Source organism: Rhodococcus sp. IEGM 1305 (assembly GCF_030058635.1).
GTDB classification, from domain to species: domain Bacteria; phylum Actinomycetota; class Actinomycetes; order Mycobacteriales; family Mycobacteriaceae; genus Rhodococcus_F; species Rhodococcus_F opacus_D.
On the sequence record NZ_JASHKX010000002.1, the window covers coordinates 679335 to 704541 of the forward strand.

Annotated in this window: 17 protein-coding genes; 8 read left to right on the forward strand and 9 right to left on the reverse strand. The window is 69.5% G+C overall.

The annotated features are described in order from the left end of the window. Positions 1 to 2: 2 nt before the first annotated feature. Entirely contained in the window at positions 3 to 353 is a 351-nt protein-coding gene (locus QM693_RS06520; RefSeq protein ID WP_283351785.1) for a hypothetical protein, read from the reverse strand. On the opposite strand from QM693_RS06520, the gene QM693_RS06525 reads away from it, so the two are divergent. Beyond that, complete coding sequence (locus tag QM693_RS06525; RefSeq protein ID WP_283351786.1) at positions 343 to 498, forward strand: hypothetical protein; 156 nt, start codon at positions 343 to 345, stop codon at positions 496 to 498. The two genes, QM693_RS06520 and QM693_RS06525, sit on opposite strands and share 11 nt — an antisense overlap. A 1-nt stretch (position 499) precedes the next feature. Here the strand turns inward: QM693_RS06525 and QM693_RS06530 are convergent, their stop codons facing one another. Both QM693_RS06530 and QM693_RS06535 read right to left on the reverse strand, forming a co-directional pair. Further along, a complete protein-coding gene (locus tag QM693_RS06530; protein WP_283351787.1) occupies positions 500 to 901 on the reverse strand; it encodes a hypothetical protein in 402 nt (133 codons plus the stop codon). 37 nt (positions 902 to 938) lie between these two features. Further along, positions 939 to 4214, reverse strand: coding sequence for a (Fe-S)-binding protein (locus QM693_RS06535; RefSeq protein WP_283351788.1), 3276 nt, complete (start codon positions 4212 to 4214; stop codon positions 939 to 941). A gap of 620 nt (positions 4215 to 4834) precedes the next feature. Here QM693_RS06535 and QM693_RS06540 point away from each other — a divergent pair. The 4 genes from QM693_RS06540 (at position 4835) to QM693_RS06555 (ending at position 8015) form a co-directional block, all read left to right on the forward strand. Further along, positions 4835 to 5263 carry a hypothetical protein gene (locus tag QM693_RS06540; RefSeq protein WP_283351789.1) on the forward strand — a complete coding sequence of 143 codons (429 nt, stop codon included), beginning with the start codon at positions 4835 to 4837 and terminating at the stop codon, positions 5261 to 5263. Positions 5264 to 5553: 290 nt separating this feature from the next. Continuing rightward, entirely contained in the window at positions 5554 to 6225 is a 672-nt protein-coding gene (locus QM693_RS06545) for a DUF8020 domain-containing protein (protein WP_283351790.1), read from the forward strand. Between the two features lie 351 nt (positions 6226 to 6576). Further along, positions 6577 to 7317 (forward strand): DUF8020 domain-containing protein, encoded by a 741-nt coding sequence (locus QM693_RS06550; RefSeq protein WP_283351791.1) that lies wholly within the window; start codon positions 6577 to 6579, stop codon positions 7315 to 7317. Further along, positions 7314 to 8015, forward strand: a complete 702-nt coding sequence (locus QM693_RS06555; protein ID WP_283333486.1) for a DUF8020 domain-containing protein — start codon at positions 7314 to 7316, stop codon at positions 8013 to 8015. Before QM693_RS06550 ends, QM693_RS06555 begins: the two co-directional genes overlap by 4 nt. Positions 8016 to 8458: 443 nt before the next feature. On the opposite strand, the gene QM693_RS06560 is transcribed toward QM693_RS06555, so the two are convergent. From QM693_RS06560 to QM693_RS06580, 5 genes are all read right to left on the reverse strand, one after another. Next, a complete protein-coding gene (locus QM693_RS06560) occupies positions 8459 to 9769 on the reverse strand; it encodes a S1 family peptidase (RefSeq protein WP_283333487.1) in 1311 nt (436 codons plus the stop codon). A gap of 238 nt (positions 9770 to 10007) precedes the next feature. Further along, positions 10008 to 11327 (reverse strand): S1 family peptidase, encoded by a 1320-nt coding sequence (locus tag QM693_RS06565; RefSeq protein WP_283351792.1) that lies wholly within the window; start codon positions 11325 to 11327, stop codon positions 10008 to 10010. 112 nt (positions 11328 to 11439) lie between these two features. Then, positions 11440 to 12609 (reverse strand): hypothetical protein, encoded by a 1170-nt coding sequence (locus tag QM693_RS06570; RefSeq protein ID WP_283351793.1) that lies wholly within the window; start codon positions 12607 to 12609, stop codon positions 11440 to 11442. Positions 12610 to 12764: 155 nt separating this feature from the next. After that, positions 12765 to 14708: a LuxR C-terminal-related transcriptional regulator gene (locus QM693_RS06575; RefSeq protein WP_283351794.1), complete on the reverse strand. Its 1944-nt coding sequence runs from the start codon at positions 14706 to 14708 to the stop codon at positions 12765 to 12767. 7 nt (positions 14709 to 14715) lie between these two features. Then, positions 14716 to 16533, reverse strand: a complete 1818-nt coding sequence (locus tag QM693_RS06580; protein WP_283351795.1) for an Hsp70 family protein — start codon at positions 16531 to 16533, stop codon at positions 14716 to 14718. A 358-nt stretch (positions 16534 to 16891) separates the two neighbouring features. Here QM693_RS06580 and QM693_RS06585 point away from each other — a divergent pair, with 358 nt between their 5' ends. The 3 genes from QM693_RS06585 to QM693_RS06595 all read left to right on the forward strand — a co-directional run bounded on the left by QM693_RS06585 (position 16892) and on the right by QM693_RS06595 (position 23755). Beyond that, positions 16892 to 20245 carry an IniB N-terminal domain-containing protein gene (locus QM693_RS06585; protein ID WP_283351796.1) on the forward strand — a complete coding sequence of 1118 codons (3354 nt, stop codon included), beginning with the start codon at positions 16892 to 16894 and terminating at the stop codon, positions 20243 to 20245. A 172-nt stretch (positions 20246 to 20417) separates the two neighbouring features. Next, the gene (locus QM693_RS06590; RefSeq protein WP_283351797.1) at positions 20418 to 22262 is read left to right on the forward strand and encodes a dynamin family protein; all 1845 of its coding nucleotides are present in this window, start codon (positions 20418 to 20420) and stop codon (positions 22260 to 22262) included. Next, positions 22259 to 23755 (forward strand): dynamin family protein, encoded by a 1497-nt coding sequence (locus QM693_RS06595; RefSeq protein ID WP_105420711.1) that lies wholly within the window; start codon positions 22259 to 22261, stop codon positions 23753 to 23755. The genes QM693_RS06590 and QM693_RS06595 overlap by 4 nt, the downstream gene beginning before the upstream one ends. Positions 23756 to 23760: 5 nt before the next feature. Here the strand turns inward: QM693_RS06595 and QM693_RS06600 are convergent, their stop codons facing one another. Next, complete coding sequence (locus QM693_RS06600) at positions 23761 to 25080, reverse strand: DUF2252 domain-containing protein (protein WP_283351798.1); 1320 nt, start codon at positions 25078 to 25080, stop codon at positions 23761 to 23763. Positions 25081 to 25207 lie beyond the last annotated feature (127 nt).

Below are 25207 nucleotides of genomic sequence, written 5' to 3' on the forward strand. Positions count from 1 at the left end.
GGTCACCGCGCGAGCAGAGACTCGCAGGAACGCGCCGCGCACGCGCACGCCTGAACCGTCGCGGTGTCGATGGCCGGGCGTCCCGCCTGGGATCGCCAGAACCGAAGGGCCGTCAGCGCGACACGCGAGATCTGCTCGGGGGCGGCGTCGGCGCGCGTGATGTCCCCGTCCGCATCAGCCGAGGCGCCGACCCTCGTTGTCGCGCCGACCAGTGTGCCGGTGAGAAAGACACCGAGGTCGGGTATCCGGGGATGGATGGTGGCGGCCAGCGCCGCCGCACTCGTCCTCCTCGGTGCAGGCGCGGCGGCCGCCCAACTGATCGGCCAGGACGACACGCCCTCGGTGACGACCACCACAACCTCGTCCGTCGAACAGGCCTCGTCGGCCGGCGAGACCGGGCAGGACGACACCCGGCAGGAGTACACGGTGCAGGACCTGCCACCCGCCCAGCCGATGGGCGGCGGAATGCCGGGATGCGGCGGCGCCGAACCGCGGTAGGTCAGACCTCGGTGAGTGCGCCGGCCGACAGTGAGGCGTAGATGAGCATGAACACGAACAACATCCAGCCCGCACCCTGCCAGATCGGCCACCGGCCACCGGCCCGCCACACCCGGTAGGTCTGCACGAAGGCTCCGACCCCGCCCAGGAGCAGCAACGCGGGTGGGCCGAAGACGAGGACGTACTTCTCCCCGCCGGCACACTCCATCATCGACTCGGCGCAGTCACCGGAATCGATCGACATCCACGCGACCGAGAGGAGCGCAACGACGAGTGCACCGCCCATCACCGCCACCGTGTACGTGGCGGCGCGGCGAACGGTGAGATCGGCGCCCGAAGTCATCATGTCGGAGGGTACTCGGTTCGCAACGCGGGCCGTCACGGAAAACAGCAGCGCCCCCACCGATCACGGTGGGGGCGCTGCTGTTCACTGCTGTCGGCTAGCTCTTCCGGCCGGGTGCCTTCGCGCCTGCCTTGAAACCGAGTCCGCCGGGCTTGGCCGGCGGCGGAGCCTTCACCGTTTCCGGTGCCTTGCCGTTGGATCCGTCGCCGTTCGACTCCTCCACCTTCGGAGCCGCGGTGTCGGTTGCCTCGACCTTCGGCGCTTCAGCTGCGGGAGCCTCCGCCTTTGGTGCTTCGGCCTTCGGAGCTGCGGCCTTGGGGGCCGCGGCCTTTCGGGCTCCGGGAGCCTTGGCGCCGCTCTTGAAACCGAGTCCACCGGCCTTCGCCGCCGGGGGAGCCTTCGGCGCCTCGGCTGCGAGGGCCTCCGAAGCCGAGGAGGTGTCGGCGACCTGCGGTTCGGCAGCCTGGGGTTCGGCGACTGCCGGCTCGGCGGGAGCGTCCGCGGGAGCGGCCTTCGCGCCGGGAGCCTTCGCCTTGCCCTTCATCTGCAGACCCTTGCCGCCCGGTGCCTTGGCGCCGGACGCGAGTCCGAGTCCCTTCGGCTTCGCCGCGGAGGCATCCTGAGCAGGGGTTTCCACTGCGGGAGCCTCTGCCGCCGGTGCGTCGGCAGCCGGAGCGGCGGCCTTCGCGCCGGGAGCCTTGGCGGCACCCTTCATCTGCAGACCCTTGCCGCCCGGTGCCTTCGCACCGCCGGCGAGTCCCAGACCCTTGGGCTTGGGTGCCTCCGCTGCGGGCGCCTCCGTACCGGCAGCCTCGGCTGGAGCGGGAGCGGCCTTCTTGGCGCCGGGAGCCTTCGCTCCGCCTGCCATGCCGAGTCCCTTGCCGGGTGCTTTCGCGCCGGGGGCCTTCGCCCCGCCTGCCATGCCGAGTCCCTTGCCGGGTGCCTTGGCGCCGGGAGCCTTCGCCCCGGGTGCCTTGGCCAGGCCCTTCATCGCCAGGCCCTTGCCCGCCGGAGCCTCCGTGGCGGCCGGCGTTGCAGCGGCCTCCTCGACCTCTTCGACGCGCTCCTTCTCGATTACCTCGGCCGTGGCCTCGGCTGCTGCCGGCGATCCGGCCGGTTCGGCCGGCTTCTCGCGGGGAATGACCTTGATGTTCTCGCTCAGCTTCTCGGGCTCGAGACGCGTGATGGACGAGAGCATCAGCTGGGCGACGTCGACGACCTCGACGCCCTCGCCCTGGCCGGATTCCTGGCGAGCGGTGACACCGTCGGTGAGCATGACGCGGCAGAACGGGCAGCCGGTCGCGATCTTCTTCGGATCCGTGCTGAGCGCCTCGTCGACCCGGTCGATGTTGATGCGCTTGCCGATGTTCTCTTCCATCCACATGCGGGCACCACCGGCACCACAGCACATGGACCGTTCGCCGTGACGGGGCATTTCCTTCAACTTGGCGCCGGAGGCCTCCATCAGCTCGCGGGGAGCGTCGTAGACCTTGTTGTGGCGGCCGAGGAAGCAGGGGTCGTGGTAGGTGACGTCCTCCCCGACGGATGCGACCGGGATCAGCTTCTTCTGGCGGACCAGGCGGTTGAGCAGCTGAGTGTGGTGAACCACCTCGTAGTCACCGCCGACCTCCGGGTACTCGTTGCCGAGGGCGTTGAAGCAGTGCGCGCAGGTGACGACGATCTTGCGCTTGCGCTGCTCGACGCCGTCGAAGACCGAGTTCAGCAACTCGATGTTCTGCATGGCGAGCTGCTGGAACAGGAATTCGTTACCTGCGCGACGAGCGGAGTCGCCGGTGCACGTCTCGTCGGCGCCGAGGACCATGAACTTCACGCCGGCGGTGGCGAGCAGCTCGGCGACGGCCTTGGTGGTCTTCTTGGCGCGGTCCTCGTAGGCGCCGGCGCAGCCGACCCAGAACAGGTACTCGTAGTCCTCGAAGCTGTCGGCATCCTGGCCGAACACCGGGATCTCGAAGTCCATCTCACTGATCCAGTTGAGACGGTCCTTGGAGTTCTGACCCCAGGGGTTGCCCTTGTTCTCGAGGTTCTTGAACAGGCCGGCCAGCTCGGACGGGAACTCCGACTCGATCAGCACCTGGTAGCGGCGCATGTCGATGATGTGGTCGACGTGCTCGATGTCGACGGGGCACTGCTCGACACACGCGCCGCAGTTGGTGCAGCTCCACAGCGTCTCGGCGTCGATGACCGGGGCCAGCTCGCCGTCGACGGTCTCGCCGACCAGCTTGCGCTCGGCCTCCCGGCGCGCAGCCTCGGGGATTGCGGCCAGTGTGGTCTCGTCCACGGCGCCGTCGCCGTTCACCAGGCCGATCTCGTCGCCGCCCATGTCCTTGCGGCCACCGGCCAGCAGGTACGGGGCCTTCGCGTAACCGTGGTCACGCAGCGAGGTGATCAGCAGCTTCGGGGACAGCGGCTTGCCGGTGTTCCAGGCGGGACACTGCGACTGGCAGCGCCCGCACTCGGTGCAGGTGGTGAAGTCCAGCCAGCCCTTCCAGGAGAAGTCCTCGATGTTGCCGGCGCCGAACGTGTCGGTGTCGGGGTCGGCGTCCTCCATGTTGATGGGCTTGCCGCCCGACATCATCGGCTTGGCCGCACCGAGGGCGACGTCGCCGTCGTCCTCACGCTTGAAGTAGATGTTCGCGAACGCCGCGAAGCGGTGCCAGGCGACACCCCAGGTGATGTTGCGTCCGACGACGTAGAGCCAGATCATGCCCGACATCAGCTTGACGAAGGCGAAGAACGCGACCATGTTCGGGCTCGCGGGCAGCAGCTTCGCGAGGTTCATCGTGAAGAAGTCGGTCCACGGGTTGGCGTGGCCGTAGGTGGCGATCTTGCCGGCCTTCACGAAGATCATGCCCAGGCCCTCGATGAGGACGACGGCCTCGACGAAATACGCGGCCTTGAAATCGGAGCCACTGAACCGGGACAGCCGGGCGGGCACGCGGGGGTGATTGAGCTGGCGGATCACGATCAGCGTGGTGATACCGATGACCGTGCCGAGGCCCAGGATCTCGTCGATGAAGTGGTAGACGGCGGTGTTACCGACCAGTGGCCAGTGGAACGCCGGGTCGAACGTCTGCCCGTACGCCTCGAACCACACGATGGCTCCGAGCATGAACCCGACCATGACCAGCCAGTGAGCCCAGCCGACGGTGCGGAACTTGCTCATGCGGGTGTGCGCGATGAACTCCACACACATCTGCTTGAAGCGCGGGAAAAAGGGACGCCATCGGTCCGGGGCCGACTGGCCGATCCGGACGACGTTGACCATCTTCAATGCGCCAGTGATGAAGGAGAACCAACATACGAGGCTCAGCAGCACGCCGATGGTGCCCAACGTGATCGTCAGGGCATTCATGTCGCGGCCTTTCGTTTCAGGGCGGCAGGGCGGCCACCTCGGGACTGCTCGTGATCCTAACGCTTGCTAAGTTACCCGCTAGTAACTTATTCAGTGTACCTGCGGGTAACTTACCGGCGCTCAGCGGGATCTCTGCAGCTCGGGCGCCGATGGGGCATGTGGTGCATGCCACAATCGGACTTTCTGTTCGCCACGTTAAAGGGTCGGAATCGCGGCGTTCACCCAAGGTCGCCCTAACTTCGGCCGGCTGCCGCCGGAAGCGGTACCCGCCTGCTTCGCGAGAGGGCTCCGACGGTCGTTTTCGTCACGAATTCGACGCGTTTGCATTGCGACCGGATAACGATGGGCAACTATTTCGGGTGCTCACGTCGACGCTGCCGAAATCCCTCCCGGGTGACGTAATTCAGGCCGTGCAATTCGCGCGGATTACACCCATTCGAATCGCTACTGATCGGTAACTTGCGGGTGTGATGAATTTTTCGTCAATGAACATTTCGGCCGTGATTCCGCTGTTACTCTGAGCGTGTTTTCCGGCCCTGGCCAGCGGTCACACGGGGGGCCGAGCAGTGCACTTCGATCACACCAGAACTTCGTCGGGACGCTCCTGAAATGAGGCATCAATGATCGTGAGACAAGCTGCAGTCACGGCAGGGATGGCGGTCGCCGCCATCGGGCTTGCTGCCGGAGTGTCACATGCGGGACCGGTTCCGGCGCCGGCGCCGGCCGTGACGTCCACGGCACCCGGGACGCTTCCGTTCCACGACGTCGCGTCCCGTGAGGAGAACGACAGGGCGTTCGCCCAGTTCGGTGCGCAGGTCGGCATCGCCGTCACCGTCGGAAGTCTGGTCGGGACGATGGCTGGAGCCGGAATCGGCTGTGTCGCAACACTTCCTGCGTGCCTTCCCGGCCTCGTGACCGGAGCCGGTATCGGCGGGGTCGTCGGAACCATCGTCGCCGGCGGCCCGACTCTCGGCGTCAGCGCATATCAGTTGTGGGAGACGTACAACGCCGCTCCGGGGACGTCGATGTACGCGGACAGGGACGAGTAGGGCCCTTACGTCAGCGCCCGGCCCCGTCGTGTCTCGCACGGCGGGGCCGGGTCGTGTGTGGGCCGCCGTCAAAGAAACCGACCGGTTCCCCGCTTTCTGTAGGAATAACTACATGGGCGACTGGTGCCATTCTTCAAATTCGGTCGGAGTCCCGTCCCAGGGCGAAATTTTATAACCCCTCGCCGACTATTGTTGCGGCGCTTTTCTCGAGTCGAGTCTCAATTGGGATCTATCACATCAGCAAGTTACTGTTTAGCAACGGATGGGGTTGGACTTATAAGGGGAACCGAATGAAGTTGCGTCGAGTCGTCACGACATCGGCTTTGGTGGCGAGTGTCTTCGCCACTGGATCTGGGCTTGCGATCGCTGATCCGGCCGAGCCTCAGGGGCAGATCGGCTACGAGACTCGCGTTGAGGATCGTGCCGTCGTCACGAAGATCGATGCAGGTGCATTCGTCGTGTCGTCGGATGGGCAATCTGTTGCGCTCGAAGACGGTGCTGGAAATGCCGTCGTCTCGCTGCCCCTCGCGTACCGGTTCGACGGTCTGCAGTTCCCTTTCGAAGAGAAGGTCAGCGAGGACGGTAAGACGCTCACGTTGACGCCGGTCATCGATCGCGCACAGGCGACGCCGATCGCAGACGCTGATCTCCCGCTGCACGATGTTGCTTCGGTCGAAGAAAACACCCGTGCGCAGGCCAATTTCGGTCAGCAACTTGCACTGGCCTCTGCGGTCGGTGGGCTGGCCGGCACTGTCGTGGGAGGCGCGATCGGATTGGTCGGCCTGATTGCGGGGCCTGTGGCGCTGGCGACCGTCCCGGTGTTCGCGGCAGTCGGCGCAATCGCCGGAACCGTCGTAGTCGGTGGGCCGACGCTCGTCATTGCGGGTATCCAGCTGGCCCAGACGCTTGCGGCGCCCGAGGGCACCACGATCTGGGCGAAGAACGACAAGAAGGCGAAGTAGCCAGTTGTCAGGGCGCAGGCGCCCAGGAGAGGTGTGAGAATCCATGGCGGAACTGTTTGGCATCTTGGCCGACATCTTTGGCTACGTGATCACAATCGTGACGGTCGGACCGAAGCTGCTCTGACGTCTTCACGAGAGATGTGAGCAGGGCCTACCTGCATGGCGAAGTGGGTGAAGTAGCCGCACCCCGCAGTACCTCGAACCGCCCGCCTCCCTTCGGAGGCGGGCGGTTCGTCCTTGTGCGGCGTCGCGGAAGTGAACCTCGTCACACCGGCGGAGGTGACCTGCCTGGTGAGCCCATGCTTAGGCTAACCTTCGTCCGTCACAGCGCTGCTCTCGAAACGGATCTCGATGAACCTCCGACGGTTTACTGCCACCTCCCTGCTCGTCGTCGCGGCGATGGGTGTCGGAGCGGCCACGTCATACGCTGATCCGGCCGCCGCACCCGAGCCGGTTGCGGAACGGGGCATCCCGAACATCAACTACCAGACCGCCCGCGACGGTGACGCCGCTGTGGCCACCCTCGACGCCGGCGCCTTCGCGATCAACGCCGCGAACGACACCGTCGACGTGGTCGACGACGGCGGCCGCGTCGTCGCGTCCATTCCCACGTTCTTCCGGGTCGACGACCTGCAGTATCCGTTCGCCGTTGCGGTCGACGAGACCGCTCGCGTCCTGAGACTCGTCCCGAACATGGATCCGTCGGCAGCGACCCCCGTCCCCGTGTCGGAGCGGCTGACCCTCGACGACGTCGCCGCACCGCAGGACAAGCAGGAACGCGACGACCGCGCACTCGACGACTTCCAGCAGCAGCTCGGGATCACGAGCGCGATCACCGCGATCGTCGCCGCCATCATCGGCGGGGCGATCGGTTGCGCGATCGGTGTCATCCCCGGCACGGCCGCGTTGGTGATTCCATTTCTCGGCCTCGCCGGCCCGGTGGCCGGGTGCATCGGAGGTGCGCTGATCGTCGCGCCCGTCGTCGCGCTTGCCGGCACCATCGTCGTCGGTGGTGGCGCCCTGGTGGTTCTGGGAATCCAGTACTTCAACACCATCAACAGCCCGTTCGTCGCACCGGAACCCACGGCATGAGCGGCCGGTTCGCACGGAACCTGCGGGCCGTCACCGGAGCAGTGTTCCTCGTCGTCGCGGCACTCGGAATCTCCGCGGGGACCGCACACACAGCTCCACTGGCGCAGCAGGATTCGTCCGACATCGGCTACGAGGCGCACGCCGAGGGGGAGTCCGTCGTCACGTCGATCGACGCGGGCGCCTTCCGGATCACCGACACCCGGGAAGCGATCGAGGTGGTGGACGACGGCGGCAAGGTGGTGGCTGCGCTGCCGCTCACGATTCGCGTCGGCGACGCCGTCTATCCGATCGACGCCGACCTCGACGGGCGGACGGTGACGCTCACCCCACACGTTCCCGCCGACGTCGCGTCGGCCCTGAAATCGGTTGCGCAGGACGGGTTCGACACTCAGGAAGAGCGCGACGATTCGGCTCTCGCCGACTTCAACAGCTACCTCGGTTACGCGACGCTGATCGGCGGTCTGATCTTCGGTGTGATCTTCGGTGCCGTGGGTCTCGCGGTCGGGTGCGGCCTGTTCGCCGTGACCGTGATCGGCACGCCGGTCGGGTGCCTCGGCGGGCTGCTGGCGGGATTCGCCGCCGGCGGGCTGGCGGGAACCATCTTCGTGGGCGGCGCCGCACTGGTGATCCTCGGAATCCAGTACCTCGTCACCATCAACACGCCGTTCGTTCCACCCGCGCCCGAGCCCACCACCTGATCACTTCCCGCGCGGTCGGTAGCCGTCGAGGAAGGCCGCGACCCCGTCGGTGACGATCGCCGACGGCGCGGTCCGGCCTCCTGCCAGGCGTCGAGCGCGGCCTGCGGGAAGTGGGCAGCCTCCGCGTTGATCTGCCGAACCATGGCGAATTGGTCCGCGAAATCCCGGGTGGGGATCGTGACCCACTCACGGCCGAGTGCGACGAGGTCCGACTCGAGGTCCGACTCGAGGTCGTTCACGTCACCGAGGTGGCGATCGATCATGTCCGTCTGGCTGTCGGCCACCCGCGTCGCGCTGTCCTCGATCACTGCGGAAACCAACTGTTCCTTGCACCACCCTGCGCGATGCGCGAGCGGTCCGGCCCTACGCGGCCCGAGTGCACGACCGACGACAGCGGCCCGCCTCCCGAGCGGGAAGCGGGCCGCTGTCGCAGGCGGAGTGCGTTACGAGGTGCGCACGCGCAGACCCGGGTTCTCGGCCAGCACCTCGTTGATCGGCGTGGCGAACAACTCGGGGCTCTCGCCGAGGACGAACGTGACGACGTCCGCGACCTGGCAGATCGGGTACTGCCCGACGTTGGACGCGCTCGAGATTCCGAGTGCCAGCGTGCCGGTCACGATCGTGCCGCCGCTGTCGCCCTGCAGGGCGCACATGCTCGTCGAGAAGCTGTCGGCCAGCGTGCGCTCACCGACCGAGACGGTCTGCGCGACGGACGTGACGACACCGCACGTGAAACCGGTGGTCAGACCCGACTTGCACACCGGGGCGCCGACAATCGGGTCGGCGGTTCCGGTGATGGCGACCGGCGCGGCGCCGGGAACCCGGACGCCGTTGTTCTCGAACCGGCGTGCGGCGCTGTCGTCGGCCCGGATGATCGAGTAGTCGTGGATGTCCAGGCTGGTCTTGGCGAACGTGCCGATCCGCGGACCGGTGCCACCCGGGACCAGAGAGAACGCCTCCGACGCCTCCGAGGTGCCGGCAGCGTCCCGGTTGGGGTCGCAGTGTCCGGCCGTGATGTTCACCGGGCCGCCCGAACTGTCGGTGCCGTTGAAACCGAGCGAGCAGCGCAGCCCGACTCCGCCGCCGAGCGAGCCGTACGCGTCGCCGCCCAGCAGGGCGTCGGCGGGGAGCGGTTCGGCGATGGGGGTGAGGTCGGTGGACGGCAGCGGAGCGGCCGTGGCGGGCGACTGCACGACGCGTGCGCCCTTCAGGAAGTCCGGAAGCTGCAACCCGCCCACGTTGTCGGCGCGGAGCACGAGATCGTTGTTCACGATGTCGATGGCCACACCGCGAACGAGATCCGCGACGGCGGGCGGCTGGGTGTCCAGCCAACCGTCGAGCGACTTCACCTGAGCCTGCAGGCTGCTCTCGCTCTGTGCCACATCCTTCACCTGGAAGCCGGCCTTCTCGGCCGCGGCGACCGCAGCGTCCTTGTCGGCGCCGTCGGCGAGCCCGACGATCGGGGTGCCGGCGTTGTCGAGCCAGGTTCCGGCGAACGCGTCCGGGAACTGGGTTCGGGCGGTCTTCGCGAACTCGGCCAGCTTCTGGCCCAGCTCGGAGTGCTCCAGGTACTGGTCCGGGCTCAGCGACAGATCACGCTGGATCGCGTCGATCAGTTCCGCGGGAAGCTTGCCGGCCTGGCCGGACACTCCGGGCTCGACCGGATCGGCCTGAGCGGAGGCGGCGACCGGGCCGAGGAGCAGCAGCGCGGCGGAGCCGAACACGGCGGCACGACGTGCGATGGAGCTTCGCATGGGGGCCTTTCTATTTTTGTTTGTTCGCAGTCGCCTCGCGGGCGCATACGAATACGACCCCCCCGACAGGTAAGGCCGTACACAGTCGGAGTCGACTATATGGGTTCGCCCCGTCTATTCCCACCTGTAACACTCTCGGTGGACGACGCTGCAGGACAAAGCGGACACGAGGCCGGAACACACCTGTGCCCGGTGTCCGAGCGAACGGACACCGGGCACAGGGTGAGGCGGAGCAGAACTAGTCGGAGATGGTGCGCACGCGCATCCCGGATCCGAGCGTGTCCACGATGTCCGCGACGGGGATGCCGAGGCTGGCGGTGCCACCCTCCGGTGCCAGCACCAGGTTCGCCTCCGTGCAGTTGGGGGCGCCACTGGCGTTGGAACCACTGGTGATGCCCAACGCGAGGGTTCCGGTGACGATGGCGCCGCCGCTGTCACCCGCGAGGGTGCAGGCCGTGCCGGCGAAACCGTTGACCACGCGGCTCGAACCGTCGGCGACGAACAGTTGCGTCTCGACGTGATCGGCTGCCACCACACCACACGTGAACGACGACGTCTGGCCCGACTTGCAGATCGGGGCGCCGACGACGGGCCGGGCGGTGCCGGTGATCTCCAGCGTGGTGCCGTTCGCGCCGCGAACCGCGGGACGGTCCAGACCGGCCTTGACGCCGGCCTCGTTGAGCTTGATCACCGAGTAGTCCAGCTTGTCGGCCGGGTTGCCCACCGACGACTTCGAGAAGGCGCCGATCTGCTGGCTGTCGTCGACGTTCTGGTGATTGGGAAGGAACACCGGCGACGGCTGACCCTCGGCGGGGTTGCAGTGTCCGGCGCTGATGTTGACGGCCTGGCCGCTGTCGTCCACGGCGTTGAAGCCCAGCGAGCAGACGGAGATCTCCGAGATCGGCGTCTTCGGCAGCTCACCCGCGGTGGTGATGTAGGTGTCACCGGCGAGGGGACCGCGCTCCACCGGACCGCCGCCGCCGGGGCTCAGCATGACCTTGACGTTCGCGAGCAGCGTCGGCAGGTTCAGCGCCTGGCCGATGGGGCTGTTGACGACGTCGATGACGACGCGGTTCTCGAGGACGTCGATCGACGCGGAGTTGACCTGGGAAGCCACGTCCTTCGGCAGTCCCGCGATCCAGCCGTTCACGTCGGAGAGGGTCTTCTCCAGGCCGTTCGCGGACACCGGCGCAATGCGGGTGTCGTACCCGGCCTTGGCTGCGGCGTCGGCGGCCTCGTTCGTGGTGACCGCGACGACGGGCTGGCCGTCGAGGCCGATCCAGGCCCCGGCGAAGTCGTCGGGATGCTGCTCCCGGAAGTCCTCGGCGTAACTGCCCAGCTCCTGTGCCTTCGCGGCGCGGTCGAGGTACTCCTGCGGGCTGATCTTCAGGTCGCGGGTAATGGCCTCGACGAGTTCGGTTGGCAACTTGTCGGCGCTCAGCTGAGTGGTGTGGGGCTGCGTAACAGGGTCGGCCTGGGCGGCAGTGGAAAACGGAAAGAGAAGAAGCATTGCCGAGGCGCCTACAACAGCGGCGCGGTGCGCCAGCACGTTACGCATGAAATCCCTTCTGCACGGAATCCGTTCACTGAGGATTCCTTCTGGGGTGGGTATCAGCGCCCCACCTTAAGCTACGGACGAGTCAGACGGTCGGGGAGGTGTGACCAGAGCCTCACTCACCTGGGCTTTTGAGAGCCGGCTTTGCGGGCGTGGTCGTGGTGGTGATCGCGGCCGCGGGTTCCTTCATCGTCGTCGTCGTGGTTGTCGTTGAGGTGGTGGTCGTCTCCGGCGGCGTCGTCGTGGTCGTCGCGGCGGTCGTCGTCGTGGTGGTGGTCTGCGGGACCGTGGTGATCGAGGGAAGCGTGATCACCGGCGTCGTCGTCGAGGGCGGAGGCGGCGGCACGAACACGGATGTCGTCTCCACCGGTGCAGGCGGCGGAGCGACCGGGACGGGGGCCTGAACCTCCGTCGTCACGGCCACCTCCTGCGTGCTCGCCGTCGGCAAGACAACGGATGCGGCCGTCGTGGGTCGTGCGCTGGACGTCGTCACCGACGCGGTCTGGGCGTCCTGGATCGTCGGGACCGCGGTGCTGCCGTTGCCGGTGAGCGCGAACGCGAGCGCCCCACCTGCCACCACCAGTGCGGCCGCGGCGACACCGGCGATGATCAGCGGCCGACGGTTCGTGCGCTTGGCGGGTGGCGTCGGTGTACTCGTGGGAGCGGACGCCTCGGTCTCGGCGGGCGGATATGCGGCAGCGGCCGCGGCTGCGGCTGCGGGCACCGCCGTCACCGCGGAGTACGCGGTGTGCATCGGGGCCTCGACGACCGGAATCGACTCGGTGTCGGCGCTCGTGTCCTCGTCGGTCAGTGCCAGCCCGGCCGCCAGCAGTGCCGCGCCGTGGGCCGGGGATTCCGGTGAAGCGGCGAGCGCCACCGACTCCGGGATGAGCGTTGCCTCGCCCAGACCCATGTAGTCGAGGGATTCCCGCAGTTTCGTGACGATCTCCGGCGCCCAGTCCGACGGATGGGTCGCGGTGACCTTCACCGTCCCCGACAGTCCGTCCGCGGCCTCCCTGAAGAGGCAGAACATCGCCGTCGCGACGAGGTCCTCGGCGCGGGTCAGCGAGCCCGCGTACTCGATGCCCGCGGGCTCACCGACGCGGGCCAGGAAGTCGCGGACGGCGCCCGTCGATTCCGTGCCGGGGTCGCCGAGCTGAACCGTGCCGTCCGGGGCCGTGAACAGGACGGACGGGTGTTCGATCGTCCTCACGTCGGTTCCGGAAGCGGTCACCACCGCTGTGGAAACCGCATCGCCGACGGTGAGTCCGACTCCGGTGGTCATGAAAGATCCTTACTGGCACAGTTCGAGGGAGTGCGTCATCGCACCATGTGCACAGTGTGTCGCCTGCCGCAGCCGAATGGTTACACGGGGCGCTGCTGCGCCTCCGGCGCCCGTGAGTACTTATTAACCACCCGCGGTTAATAAGTACTCACGGGTCAGGAGTCGGCGGAATACCCGTGGCCCATCGCACGCAGCATCGACAACAGCTCGGACCGCGACCCGGCGCCCAGCCGCCGCCGGATCCGCGCGACGTGGTGCTCGATGGTCTTGGCGGAGATGTAGAGGCGCGACCCGATCTCCCGGTACGTCAGCCCCTGGACGAGCAGTTCGGCCACCTCGGCCTCGCGGTCGGTGAGCGATCCCGGTGTGCTCGGACTCGACACGACCGCGGAGTCGGTGCCGTTGCCCGCGGACGTCGGCTGCCGCAGGGCCCTCGCGACCTGCAGGAGCGTGGTCGCGACCCTCGTGTCGGACGCGCGCAGCGCGGCTTCCCCCGCGAGGCGCGCACCGTCCCACGGCAGGCCGATCCGGTCGAGGGTGCGGGCCGCGTCCTCGACGGATGCGGCATCGATGTCGCCCTGCAGCACACGCAGCCAGGCGCGACCGGCGGTGGCGAGCCCGGACGCGTACGTGCTGACCTTGGCAGCATCGCCGAGTGCGCGGGCGTGGGGCATCAGATCTGCGGGGCATTCGGCGAGGATCGAGGCCTGCACGCCATACCAGTGCAGCGCCGAACCCCACATCGCCGGCTCGCCGAGCGTCCGCAGCAACGATTGCGCGTCCTCGACGAGGTGGGTGATCCGGGCGGGTTCGCCGACCCGGATCGATGTCAGCCACAGTTCGCCGAGCGGCAGCAGGCTCAGCAGGTCCACCGAGTACTCGGCGAGCACGCCCTGCGCGCCTGCCCAGGCCTGGAGCAGTGCCGCGTTGTCGCCGGTGCGCCGGGCCAGCCCGACCCGCAGGCCGTGGACGAACAGCAGATCGCGTTGCCGCATCGACCCGGCGTCGAGGCCGTCGAGCCGGGACTGCGCCGCGGCGAGATCGCCGCGGACCATCGACGTCCAGGCGGTGAGCAGCTGATGCCGGTTCGCGGTGACACTGCCGGGCCGTTCGGTTTCTCGTGCCCGGGCGAGGACGGCGTCCGCGTGGGTGAGTTCGCCGCAGTGGAGTGCGGCGAGGGCGGTGATCGCGGCGGGCGAGTCGGGCAGCACCCGTGGCCGGGACGCGCGACCGGGCAGCGACAGCGCACGCGTCAGTGAGTTCAGTGCGGCGTTGGCGGACGCGGTCACCGATTGGACGAGTCCGGTCGCGACGAGTGCGGCGCCGGCGGTGGCGGCGGTGGGGGGTGCGCCCGCGCTGGTGGCGAGGACGGCTTCGGCGTCGTCGAGTCGCCCTGCCACCACCAGGACGGCGGCCGCGAGGGAGGCGTCGGCGCCCGCCCGGTCGGCGCCGAGCCAGGCGTACAGTTCGGCGCTGCGATCGATCATGCCGCAGAACGCGGCGCCGGCGGCCGAAATCCTGACCGCCGCAGCGAGTTCCGCATCGCCGACGGTGCCGGACCGTTCGAGGACCGAATCGGCCAGGCCGACCGCGGTGTCGAGGTCGCCGTTCAGGGCGCTGGCCTCGGCGTATGCGACGACGGCACTGTCGCCGAGCCTGCCGACCCGGCAGGCTTCGGAATACAACGCGACGGCGGTGGCCGGTTCGGCGAGTTCGGCCTGGGCGCAGAGAAATTGGCTCAGATCGTCGCTCGGTGTGCCGGTCGCGGCGATCGCGCGGGCGACGGGAAGCGTCAGCGTTCCGCCGTCGACGTGATGGGTGAGCAGGCGGCGAGCGAGCGTGGTCAGCCGGTTTTCGCCGAGCGTTGTCGTGAGATGCGTGTGGTCCGCCAGAACCAGCGCGTCCCGTTCGTCGACCCAGCCGTCCGCGCGGAGCGCGTCGACAGCGGCGCGGGCACGGTCGGGTTCGACGTCGAGTACTCGGGCGACCACGGTCTCGTCGAGGTCGCTGCCGAGCAGAACCAGTGCGAGAGCGGACAGTTGCGGGCCGTCGAGCTCCGCGAGTTCCGTGGGAGGAAGCGGTGAGGGCAGCGTGGACACCGGCGCCCTATCCGCCGTTGCCGAGGACGCCGGGCACCAGGCCGGTGACTCCGCCGACGACGCCACCGACCGTGTCGCCCACTCCGTTGACGGTGTCACCCACCGCGCCGGCGCCGCCGACGATGGTGTTGGCGATCGCGGCGCCGCCGTCGGTCTGGGGAACGCTCGGGGCCGGAGCGGGGGCAGGTGCGGGCGCGGGAGCCGGGGCAGGTGCGGGTACCTCGGCCGCGGGTGCCGGTGCGGTGCCGGGCGCTGCGGCAACCGGTGCGGCCGCGGCCGGTGCGACGGTGCCAGGTGGGACGGTGCCGGGTGCGGCGATCGGGGTCGCGACGCCGGCCGCGGTGCCGGGGACACCGGTCGCGGCGGCGATGCCCGCCGCCTCGGTGCCGGGAGTGGTGGCGCCCGTCGCGGCGGCCTCGGCAGGAACACCGGACGTGGATGCCGCGCCCGCCGACGTGCCCGACGACTGCGACGTGGTGGAACCCGAGCTGGACGACGACGGTGCGCTGTCGAGGGCCGTGCCGAGCGACAGCCCACCCGCGGCGAGCAGGGCGATGGCCGCGGCGGAGGCGGTGATGATCCCGGCCTTCTTCTTCCGCGACATTCCGGTGGCGGCGGGCTCGCCGAGGGTCGGTGCGGGGGTGCGGGCGGCGAGGACGACGGTCTCGGCGTCCGGCTCGACGGTCGGGGCGGCGACGGGCGCTGCAGGTGCCGCGGTGGGCACGACGACCGGCATCCGCGCGACGGTCGGGGCGGCGGCGCGTCCCGCATCGTTGTCGGCGGCGAGCAGGGCGGCGCCCAGGGCCGCGGTGTGGCCCGGACGTTCGGCTGCGACGACGGGAACACGCAGTTCCGCCGACAGGAGTTCGGCGACCAGCGGGATCGCGGCGCTTCCGCCGGTGAGCACCACCTGGGTGACGTCGCTGGATTCGAGGCCGGCGGCGTGGATGCTCTCGCGCACCAGCGTCACCGATTCCTGCAGGGACGCGCGGATCAGGTCTTCGAGTTCCGAGCGCACCAGCCGCACGTCGGTGGAGATGCCGGGCAGTTCGATGCCGATGGTGGCTTCGGTGTCGGAGGACAGCGCCTCCTTCGCCGCGGTGCAGCGGGTCCGCAACCGGGTGAGGGCGGCGACCGTGTCGGGCGCGAACGGGTCGATGTCGCCGAACTCCTCGGCGACGTTGCCGAGGACGTACTGCATGGTGGCGTGGTCGAAGTGGGCGCCACCGAAGTCCTCGGACCGCACCGGCTTGCCGAGGACGCCGGTCTCCGTGCCGTGTGCGTCCGAACGGAAGAGGGTGATGTCGAGTGAGGTGCCGCCGAGGTCGTAGATGACGGTCAACGCGTCGCCGAGGGTGCCGCGGGTCCGTTCGAGCCACGTCATCACCGCCTGCGCCTCCGACACCAGGGTCGCGTCCGTGACGCCGGCCTGCTCGAGCGCGTCGGCGAGGACACCGACGGTGTACGGCGGCCAGACGGTCGGGTGGGCGACGACGGTGGTCGGGAGGCCGTGGCGGCCCGACGCGGCCTCGTGCACGATGCAGCTCACGGCGGTGGCCACCAGGTCTTCACCGGAGTAGGTCGAGCCGTCGTCGGTGAGGATCCCGACCGGGTCGCCCACGCGGTTCGCGAAGTCGGACACCGTCACCGCATCGGGTTCGCTCGCGTCGTCGCCGAGGACCGGAGCGCGATCGGGGGAGAGGTGGAGAACACTGGCGCGGGACAGGACGGTGAGGTCGGCGGCATCCGTCACGCTCGCCCCGTCCGTGTCGACGGCGGCCACCGTATTGACCGATCCGACACCGATGCCGAGCGCTGCAGCCATCTTCCACTCCTGTGGTCCGGGCGGGCGTCACGCCGCCTGCGTCAGGCGGACGGTGCCGCCGTCGTATGTGACGGCCGAAGCCGTCGTGGTCACTCGAATTGTCGCGTGGAGCGGCCGTTTCGTTACGCCGACTCCGCTGGTCGACGGCAGTTACGGGGCCGATCCCCTAATGGCCCCCTATCCCCTAACGGGGAGGCCCCGACCCCCGATGGGAGATCCCCGATACCGGGGTCCCCGAGTAGGGGGCGCCGCCCCGTTGGGAAGGGGGCCGCCGATCCATAACGTGTATTTCACTCGCCGTCACAGCAGTTGTGGTGGCCACCCGAACTCCCCGAACCTCGACTACAGGAGAGCTGCCATGGCTACCAACGCCGTCCTCGACTTCATCCTCGGCCTTCTTCGCGACGAGCAGGCTGCGGCTGCCTACTGCGCCAACCCGACCGAGGCGCTGTGCGCCGCCGGCCTGCAGGGTGTGAGCCACGCGGACATCGTGTCCGTTGCTCCGCTGGTCGCGGAGTCGGGACTGTTCGCAGGCGGCGGGGCCGACCTGGCCGCGATCGTCAACGCCGGTGCCGACGTCGCCGGTGACGTGGCGGGCGGTGTCGGCGCAGGTGTCGGTGGCGGCCTGGGCGGCGGCCTCGGTCTCGGCGGCGGCCTCGGCGGTGCGGTCGGTATCGGTGCCGGCGCAGGCCTCGGTCTCGGTGCCGGCCTGGGCGGCGACTTCGACTTCGCGGCGGAACTGGCTGCCGGCCTGAGTGCCGCACTCGGTGCCGCGCTGGAGATCGGCGGCGAGATCGGTGCGGAGCTCGGTGCCGCGCTGGGTGCGGCCCTCGACGCAGCACTCTCCCTCACCGGTGGCCTCGACCTCGGTAGTGCCCTCGACCTCGGCGCAACGATCAGCGGGGCCCTCGGAGGCGCCCTCGGGTTGGGCGCCGACCTGACGGCGCAGCTCGCCACCACCCTCACCGCGGCGATCACGGCCCTGCCGGTGGTCGACGTGGCCGGTGGTCTCACCGGGATCCTCGCCCCCGCACTGTCGATCGGCGGCGACCTGGGCGCCGAGCTGGGTGCGGCTCTCGGTGCCGCCCTCGGAAGCGTCGTCGACCTCGGTGGCAGCCTGGACGGTGACATCCTCGCCGGACTCGGTGGCGGCCTCGACCTCGGTGCTGTGCTCGGAACGACCCTCGGCGGCGTGCTCGGTGTCGACGCCGGTCTCGGCGGCGCGCTGGGCGGTGCGCTCGACGCGGCGATCGGCGCAGGCGGCGGACTGGGCGCCACCCTCGAAGGCCTGCTCGGCGGTGAACTGCTCGGTGACGTCGCCGGCTCGCTCGGCGGAGTTCTCGGCACCGACCTCGGCGCGGTCCTCGGTGGCGCTCTCGGTGGTGTCCTCGGTGCGGGCGGCGACCTGAGCGCAGACCTCGGTGGCGCACTCGGCGCGACGCTCGGTTCGATCGCGGACCTGGGCGGCGGACTGGACCTCGACGCGATCCTCGGCGCGGGCGGCAGCCTCGGCGGTGCGCTGAGCGGACTGCTCGGCGGTGAACTCGGAGTCGGCGGCGACCTCACCGCCGGTCTGGGTACCGCGCTGGACGCCGTTCTCGGTGCCGGTGGCGGACTCGACCTCGGCGCCGTTCTCGGTGCCGACGGCGACCTCGGCGGTGCGCTGAGCGGCATCCTCGGTGGCGTCCTCGGCGCGGGCGGTGACGTCAGCGGCGATCTCGGTGGAGCCCTGGGCGGTCTGCTCGGCGGCGCCCTCGATCTGGACGGCGGCCTCGGTGGCGCCCTGTCCGGCGCACTCGACAGCGGACTGGGACTGGACGCCGCGCTCGGCACGGTCCTCGGCGGCGCCCTCGGTCTGGACGGTGGCCTGGCCGCCGAACTGGGCAGCACCCTCGACGCCGTGCTCGGCGCGGGCGGAGTGACGGACATCGACCTGGGTGGTCTGCTGGACGGCGGACTGGACCTCGGGCTGGGCGCCGACCTCGGTCTCGGCGGGGAACTGACGTCGGAGCTGACGACGGCGCTGAGCGGGGCCCTCGGGCTGGGCGGCGAGGCAGGCGCGAACCTGGGCACGGTCCTGGGTGGCGCTCTGGAGAGCGGCCTCGGGCTGGGCGGTGTCCTCGACACCGGTGCCGACCTGGGAACCACCATCAGCGGCGCGCTCGGCGGAGTGCTCGGAGTCGACGGTGACGCCACCGCCGGTCTGGGTGCGGCCCTCGACGCGGTGCTCGGCGCGGACGGCGGAGTCGACCTCGGCGGCGTGACCGACCTGGGCGGCCTGCTCGGCGGTGCGTTCGGTGTCGGTGGCGGCGCGGGCGCCGACCTCGGCGCGGCGCTCGGCGGCGTGCTCGGCGGTGCGCTGGAGACCGGCGGCGCCCTCGACCTCGACAGCGTTCTCGGCGCGGAGGGCAGCATCGGCAGCACGCTGGGCACCGCGCTCGGCGGCGTCCTCGGAGCCGACGGCGATCTCAGCGCGACCCTCGGTTCCGCACTGGAGACGGCTCTGGAGGCCGGTGGCGGACTCGATCTGGACTCCGCTCTGGACGCCGACCTCGGACTCGGCGCCGCAGCAGGCGTGGGCGGCGCCCTGGACGGTGCGCTCGACGCGGGCACCGATCTCGCGGGTGGCCTGACGGGCGGCATCGACGGCGCGCTCGGCGGACTGCTCGACGTGGGCAGTGACGTCACGGGCAACGTGGGCGGCGCGGTCGGCGGCGGCGTCGCAGGCGGCGCGGACGCCGCGGCAGGCATCGGTGCCGGTGTCGCGGCGGGTGTCGGCGCGGTTGCCGACGCCGGAGCGGACCTGGGCGGCAGCCTCGGAACCAACCTGGTCGGCGGACTGGACACGGCCGGTGGCCTGGGCGCCGGTCTGACCAGCGGTCTCACCGGTGGTCTCGGTGGAATCTTCGAAACCGGTGCGGGCCTCGGCTCCGCACTGACCGGCAGCGTCGGCGGTGCCGTCGACGCGGTGGGCGAGGCAGGCGCGTCGGTCGGCGCGGTCGCCGACGCCGGTGCGAACGTGGACGCGAACCTCGGTGGCGCCCTGGACACGGCGGCCGATCTGGGTGGCACGGTCGGTGGCGCGCTGGACACGGCCGCGAATGTCGGCGGAAGCCTCGGTGGCACCGTGGATGCCGCGGCCGGAGTCGGCGGTGATGTGGCCGGTGGAATCGAAGGCGGCCTGGACAGCGCGGTCGACGCCACTGCCGGACTGACCGGTGGCCTCGATGCCACCACCGACGCGGTCACCGGCCTCGGCGCCGGATTGTCCGGCGGCGTGGGTGGCCTCGGATCGCTCGGCACCTCGGTCGGAGGCGCCCTCGACGGTGCGGTCGGCGGAGCGGTCGACGGTGGAGCCGCAGTGGGCGGTGCCGTCGACGGCGGAGCGTCCGCCGGCGGTTCGGTCGACGGTGGAGCGTCGGCAGGCGGTTCCGCCGACACGGACGCGACCACGGACGGTTCGGCCGACCTCAGTGCGGTCGGCGGGGTCGTGGCCGACACCACCGGGTCGATCGCAGGCGGACTGGGGTCCACCCTGGGCGGTGCCGTCGACACCGGCGCCGACACCTGGTCGTCGATCGACGCCGACAACGCGTTCGGCGCCGACTCGGGCCTGCACGCCGACACCGACGGCTCGCTGTTCGGTGACACCGACACCTCGGTGGCCACCACGCACGACGTCACGGACGTGGTCGATCACCTCGAGCCGTGATGAGACGGCGGTTCCGGCATCCCCCAGACGGGGCGGCCGGAACCGCCGTACGATGTAACGAAATCAGCCCCGGACGCGTTATGCGTGCGGGGCTGTTTCACACAGTCGGGTGTCGGTGCACTGAACGTGGTGTCCGCACAGAGGTCGGAAGAATTGCGGGTCAACGAAGCTCATGGACAGTGCAGCCGCCGAGAAGAGTCCAGCCGGGTCCCAGTCGATGACGGCGTTGCTCGAGCAGGCCCTGGACGTGGCGAAGAGGTTCGGTCGCGGCGATCTGGCGCAGCGCCTCGACTCGGCCCGGACCCGGGTGCAGGACCCGCGGATGCGGATCGTGGTGGTCGGACCGCTCAAGCAGGGCAAGAGCCAGTTCGTGAACTCCCTCCTCAACCTCACCGTGTGCTCGGTGGGCGACGACGAGACCACCGCGATCCCCACCGTCGTCCAGAACGCCGAGACCGCGTCGGCGGAACTGCTCCTCGCCGATCCGGGTGCCGACCCGATCCGGGTTCCTCTTCCGCTCGACGAGCTGAACGGCATCACGCCGGCCTCGCCCCGCGCCGGGGGCCGGGAGGTGCTGCGGGTGGAGGTCAACGTCCCGAGCCCGCTGCTCGCCGACGGTCTGGTCCTGGTCGACACGCCCGGCGTGGGCGGTGCCGGCAACCCGCACGCCGCGAGCACACTCGGGCTGATCCCGGCGTCGGACGCCGTGTTCGTTCTGTCCGACGCCAGCCAGGAATTCACCGAACCGGAGCTCGGCTTCATCCGCCAGGTCACGAGCCTGTGCCCGTCGGTGGCGTGCCTGATCAGCAAGACCGACCTGTACCCGCACTGGCGCGAGATCGTCGAAGCCGACCGCGGGCACCTCGCGCGGGCCGGTCTCGACGTTCCCCTGATCCCGATCTCCTCGGTGCTGCGTTCGCACGCGCTGCGACTGCAGGACGAGGAACTCAACACCGAATCCGGTTTCGTCGACCTGTACGCGTTCCTGCGCGAGCGGGTGGTGGCTCGGGCGGAGGCGAACACGCGGCGGGCCGTGTCGCTGGACGTGTCTTCCGCGGCCGAGCATCTCACTTTGGGGATCGGCAGTGAGCTTGCCGCCCTGCGTGATCCGGCGAAGGGCGTGGCCGCGGTCGCCGAACTGCAGAAGGCGAAGGCCGCCGCCGAGGAGCTGCACAAGAAGACGTCGCTGTGGCAGCAGACGCTGGGCGACGGTATCGCCGACCTGGCCGCGGACATCGATCACGACCTCCGGGACCGGTTGCGCCGCGTCACCCGGGAGGCCGAGGAGACCGTCGACGAGGGCGACCCCGGCAAGGACTGGGACGCGCTCGGTCAGTGGCTCGAGCAGGAATTCGCCACCGCGATCGGCGACAACTTCGTGTGGGCCCACGACCGTGCGCTGTGGCTGGCCGAGGTGGTGGCGCAGCACTTCGCCGAGACGGGTGCCGTCGAACTGCCGCACCTGGACGTCGCGAACGTCGACGGTGTCCTCGAACCGGTGGCCTCCCTCGCGGACCTCGAGGCCGGACGCATCGGCATCACGCAGAAGGTTCTCGTCGGGATGCGCGGGTCGTACGGCGGTGTCCTCATGTTCGGTCTGATCACCACGATGATGGGGATGGCCCTGGTCAATCCGATCTCGATCGGCGCCGGAGTCCTCCTCGGCACGAAGGCGTACCGGGAAGACAAGGAGAGCCGGATCCTGAAGCGGCGGGCGGAGGCGAAGGCCGCTATCCGCCGGTTCGCCGACGACGCCAGCTTCCAGGTGGGCAAGGAGTCGAAGGATCGGCTCCGGTCGATCCAGCGCTTGCTGCGCGATCATTTCAGCGCGATCGCCGAGCAGGCGTTGCGGTCGATCAACGACTCGCTGCGAGGCGCACAGGAGGCGGCGAATCTCGAGTCCACCGAACGGACCCGCCGGATCGCGCAGCTCGAGAAGGATCTGCACGTCGCATCCGAATTGAAACAGCAAGCCGCGCAACTCGTCGCAGGCGACGCGGGAGCGGTCACGGCATGACGGCCGCTCCGCTTCACGAGGCCCGGGCACTCATCGCGTCCGCCCGGCAGCTGTACGCGGGCAGACCCGAGATCCGGGATCAGCTGACCGAATGCGCCCGGCGACTGGAACAACCGCTGCGGGTGGCCCTGGCCGGTTCGCTGAAGGCAGGCAAGTCCACTCTGCTCAATTCCCTGGTGGGACAGGACATCGCGCCCACCGACGCGACCGAGTGCACCCGCGTCGTCACCTGGTACCGCAGCGGGTCGACGCCCACCGTGACGGCGTGGTACCAGCCGGACAACGGTAGCGGCGCCCAGCGTTCCGCCAACGTCCCGGTGCTGCGCCGGGACGGACATCTCACGTTCGACCTCGGCCACCTCACCGCCGACCAGGTGGACCGTCTCGACGTGGAGTGGCCGTCGTCCGCCCTGGCTCACACGACGATCATCGACACCCCGGGCACGTCCTCGCTGTCGCGGGACGTCTCGGCCCGCACCCTCGAGATGCTCACCCCCGACAACGAGGCGTCCGGCGCCGACGCCGTGGTCTACCTGCTGCGAACGCTGAACGCGACCGACGTCCAGTTCCTCGGCCAGATCGGCGACCACGTCGGCGACGAATCGGGACCGCTCGGTGTGGTCGGTGTCGTGTCGCGGGCCGACGAGGTGGGGGCGGGACGCCTGGACGCCATGATGTCCGCGAAGGAAGTGGCGTCCCGGTTCGCGGGCGAACTCGAGCGCACCGGGCTGTGCCAGGCCGTGGTCCCCGTCGCGGGTCTGCTGGCGCTCGGTGCCCGCACGATGCGTCAGGCCGAGTTCACCGCGTTCCAGCATCTGGCCGAGGTCCCGGTGGACGACCTGAACCTGGCGATGCTGTCGGCCGATCGGTTCGCGCGTGAGGACAGTCCGCTTCCCGTGGACGCACGGATGCGCGCTCAGCTGGCAGACCGCTTCGGGCTCTTCGGGATCCGGATGGCCGTCACCCTGATCCGGTTGGGCACCAAGGACTCGCCGACGCTGGCGGCGGAACTGGTGGAACGCAGCGGCCTCGACGAATTGCGTCAGGTGATCGACATCCAGTTCGGGCAGCGGGCCGACCAGTTGAAGACCCATTCGGCGCTCGTGGCACTCAAGCGGGTGCTCACGGCGCATCCGGTGCCGGGTGCGGGCGAGATCCTGATGTCGGCCGAACGGCTGCTCTCCGATGTGCACGGTTTCCAGGAACTGCGGCTGCTCGGGCGGCTGCGGTCTACCGAGGTGGGGTTGCCCGCCGACGACGTGGCCGAGTTGCAACGCCTGATCGGCGGATTCGGGATCCAGATCGCCGAACGACTGGGCACCGACGGCGACGACTCCGTGGAGTTGCAGCGGATGCGGGCACTTGCCGCGGTGCGGAAGTGGCGCGAACGGGCACGCCACCCGTTGCTCGACCAGTTCACCGCGCGGGCCTGCACCGTCGCCGCCCGCAGCGCGGAAGGTGTTCTGGAGGAACTGAACACCGTCCGACTGTAGTTCGGCTAGGTGGCGGAGACGCCCGCGATCTCCCCTTCCCGGAACGCGTTGACGAACAGCTGGTGGTCCCTGCGGCTCACCTCGGCGTACGCGATGCCGAAGTCGACGATCTCGCCGACGAACTCGTCCAGCCTGCCGTCGACGACGTTCTGGATGGCGTTTTCGGTCTGGAACGTGACGAGGGTCTGATCGCTGTCCTCGTCGGAGACGCAATGCACCTTCGCCGTCGCCCGGCCGAGGTCCTCGAGCACCGGCGCGATGTCCTCCGGTTCGGTGAGATCGGACCAGTCCAGGTCCAGTTCGTACGGGGAGAGTTCGGCGACCACGAAACCGGTGTCGCCGATCTCCGTGTAGCCGAGCAGCGGATCGGTGTGTACCTGCAGGGCCCGCTGACTCACCGCGGTGCGGTGACCTTCGTGCTCGAAGTAGCCGCGGACGGCGGTTTCGTCGACGATGCGGCTCGGGGCGGCGACGTTGCCCTGCTTGAGCGACAGCACGATGTCGTTCTCGAGTGCCTGCGTCGCCCCTTCGATGAGCACGTTGTACGCAGGAAGACCGGCGCTGCCGATCCCGAAGCCCTTCCGCCCGACCACGTCCTTGATCCGGTAGAACACCGGCCGTGCCGACCGCTTGCTGCGCGGAATTCTCTCGACGTACGTCTCGACCGCCTCGCTCACGGTGGTGCGTTCCTGCTCGTCCACTTCGCGGACGCCGCGGCCGCGCCGGAAGTGCCGATCGTAGTCCTCGAGCACCGTGACGGACTCGAGCAGACTCACCCGGGTGGCGAGGCGCGCACGAAGGAGGAGGTCGTGAATGGCGCCGCGAGAATTGTCCAGGCCCAGCGCGAAGTCCTCGTCCGCCTCCTGCCGCGCATAGTGCAGGACATGGTCGACGTAGCTGCGCAGATACGTTTCGGCCAGTTCGCGGACGTCCTTCTCGGGGAGGGCCTTCTGCCAGCCCATCAGGGCCAGGCTCGCGACGAAGCGACGAAGATCCCAGCTGAAGTGCCCCACGTACGCCTCGTCGAAATCGTTGACGTCGAAGACGAGGGTGCCTTCCGAGTTCATGTACGTGCCGAAGTTCTCCAGGTGCAGATCGCCGTGGATCCACACTCGGCCGGTGCGCTCGTCGGCCCACGGATCGTCGAAGTCACGCAGATCGTCGTAGAACAGGCAGGCGCTGCCCCGGTAGAAGGCGAACGGATCGGCGGCCATCTTCCGGAACTTCGTGCGAAACGCACTCGGGTCCGCCTCCATCAGATCGGCGAAGGCCTCGACGAGGACCTCCACGATCCGACCCTGCCTCGTGGAATCGGCGACGTCCACACCAGCCTCCTTCTCGCGGTCCACGGGGCGCCGCGCGCCTCGTCACGACCGCACTGCACCACGGTAGCGTTCCCGCGCGCCCAGCGACTGCAGATACGTCCACGCATCGGCCACGATCGCATCGAGG

What these genes read in the sequence shown, in the direction of transcription:
- QM693_RS06535 (WP_283351788.1), bottom strand. Translation starts at nt 4,214, where the DNA reads ATGAATGCCCTGACGATCACGTTGGGCACCATCGGCGTGCTGCTGAGC.
- QM693_RS06540 (WP_283351789.1), top strand. Translation starts at nt 4,835, where the DNA reads ATGATCGTGAGACAAGCTGCAGTCACGGCAGGGATGGCGGTCGCCGCC.
- QM693_RS06545 (WP_283351790.1), top strand. Translation starts at nt 5,554, where the DNA reads ATGAAGTTGCGTCGAGTCGTCACGACATCGGCTTTGGTGGCGAGTGTC.
- QM693_RS06550 (WP_283351791.1), top strand. Translation starts at nt 6,577, where the DNA reads ATGAACCTCCGACGGTTTACTGCCACCTCCCTGCTCGTCGTCGCGGCG.
- QM693_RS06555 (WP_283333486.1), top strand. Translation starts at nt 7,314, where the DNA reads ATGAGCGGCCGGTTCGCACGGAACCTGCGGGCCGTCACCGGAGCAGTG.
- QM693_RS06560 (WP_283333487.1), bottom strand. Translation starts at nt 9,769, where the DNA reads ATGCGAAGCTCCATCGCACGTCGTGCCGCCGTGTTCGGCTCCGCCGCG.
- QM693_RS06565 (WP_283351792.1), bottom strand. Translation starts at nt 11,327, where the DNA reads ATGCGTAACGTGCTGGCGCACCGCGCCGCTGTTGTAGGCGCCTCGGCA.
- QM693_RS06570 (WP_283351793.1), bottom strand. Translation starts at nt 12,609, where the DNA reads ATGACCACCGGAGTCGGACTCACCGTCGGCGATGCGGTTTCCACAGCG.
- QM693_RS06580 (WP_283351795.1), bottom strand. Translation starts at nt 16,533, where the DNA reads ATGGCTGCAGCGCTCGGCATCGGTGTCGGATCGGTCAATACGGTGGCC.
- QM693_RS06585 (WP_283351796.1), top strand. Translation starts at nt 16,892, where the DNA reads ATGGCTACCAACGCCGTCCTCGACTTCATCCTCGGCCTTCTTCGCGAC.
- QM693_RS06590 (WP_283351797.1), top strand. Translation starts at nt 20,418, where the DNA reads ATGGACAGTGCAGCCGCCGAGAAGAGTCCAGCCGGGTCCCAGTCGATG.
- QM693_RS06595 (WP_105420711.1), top strand. Translation starts at nt 22,259, where the DNA reads ATGACGGCCGCTCCGCTTCACGAGGCCCGGGCACTCATCGCGTCCGCC.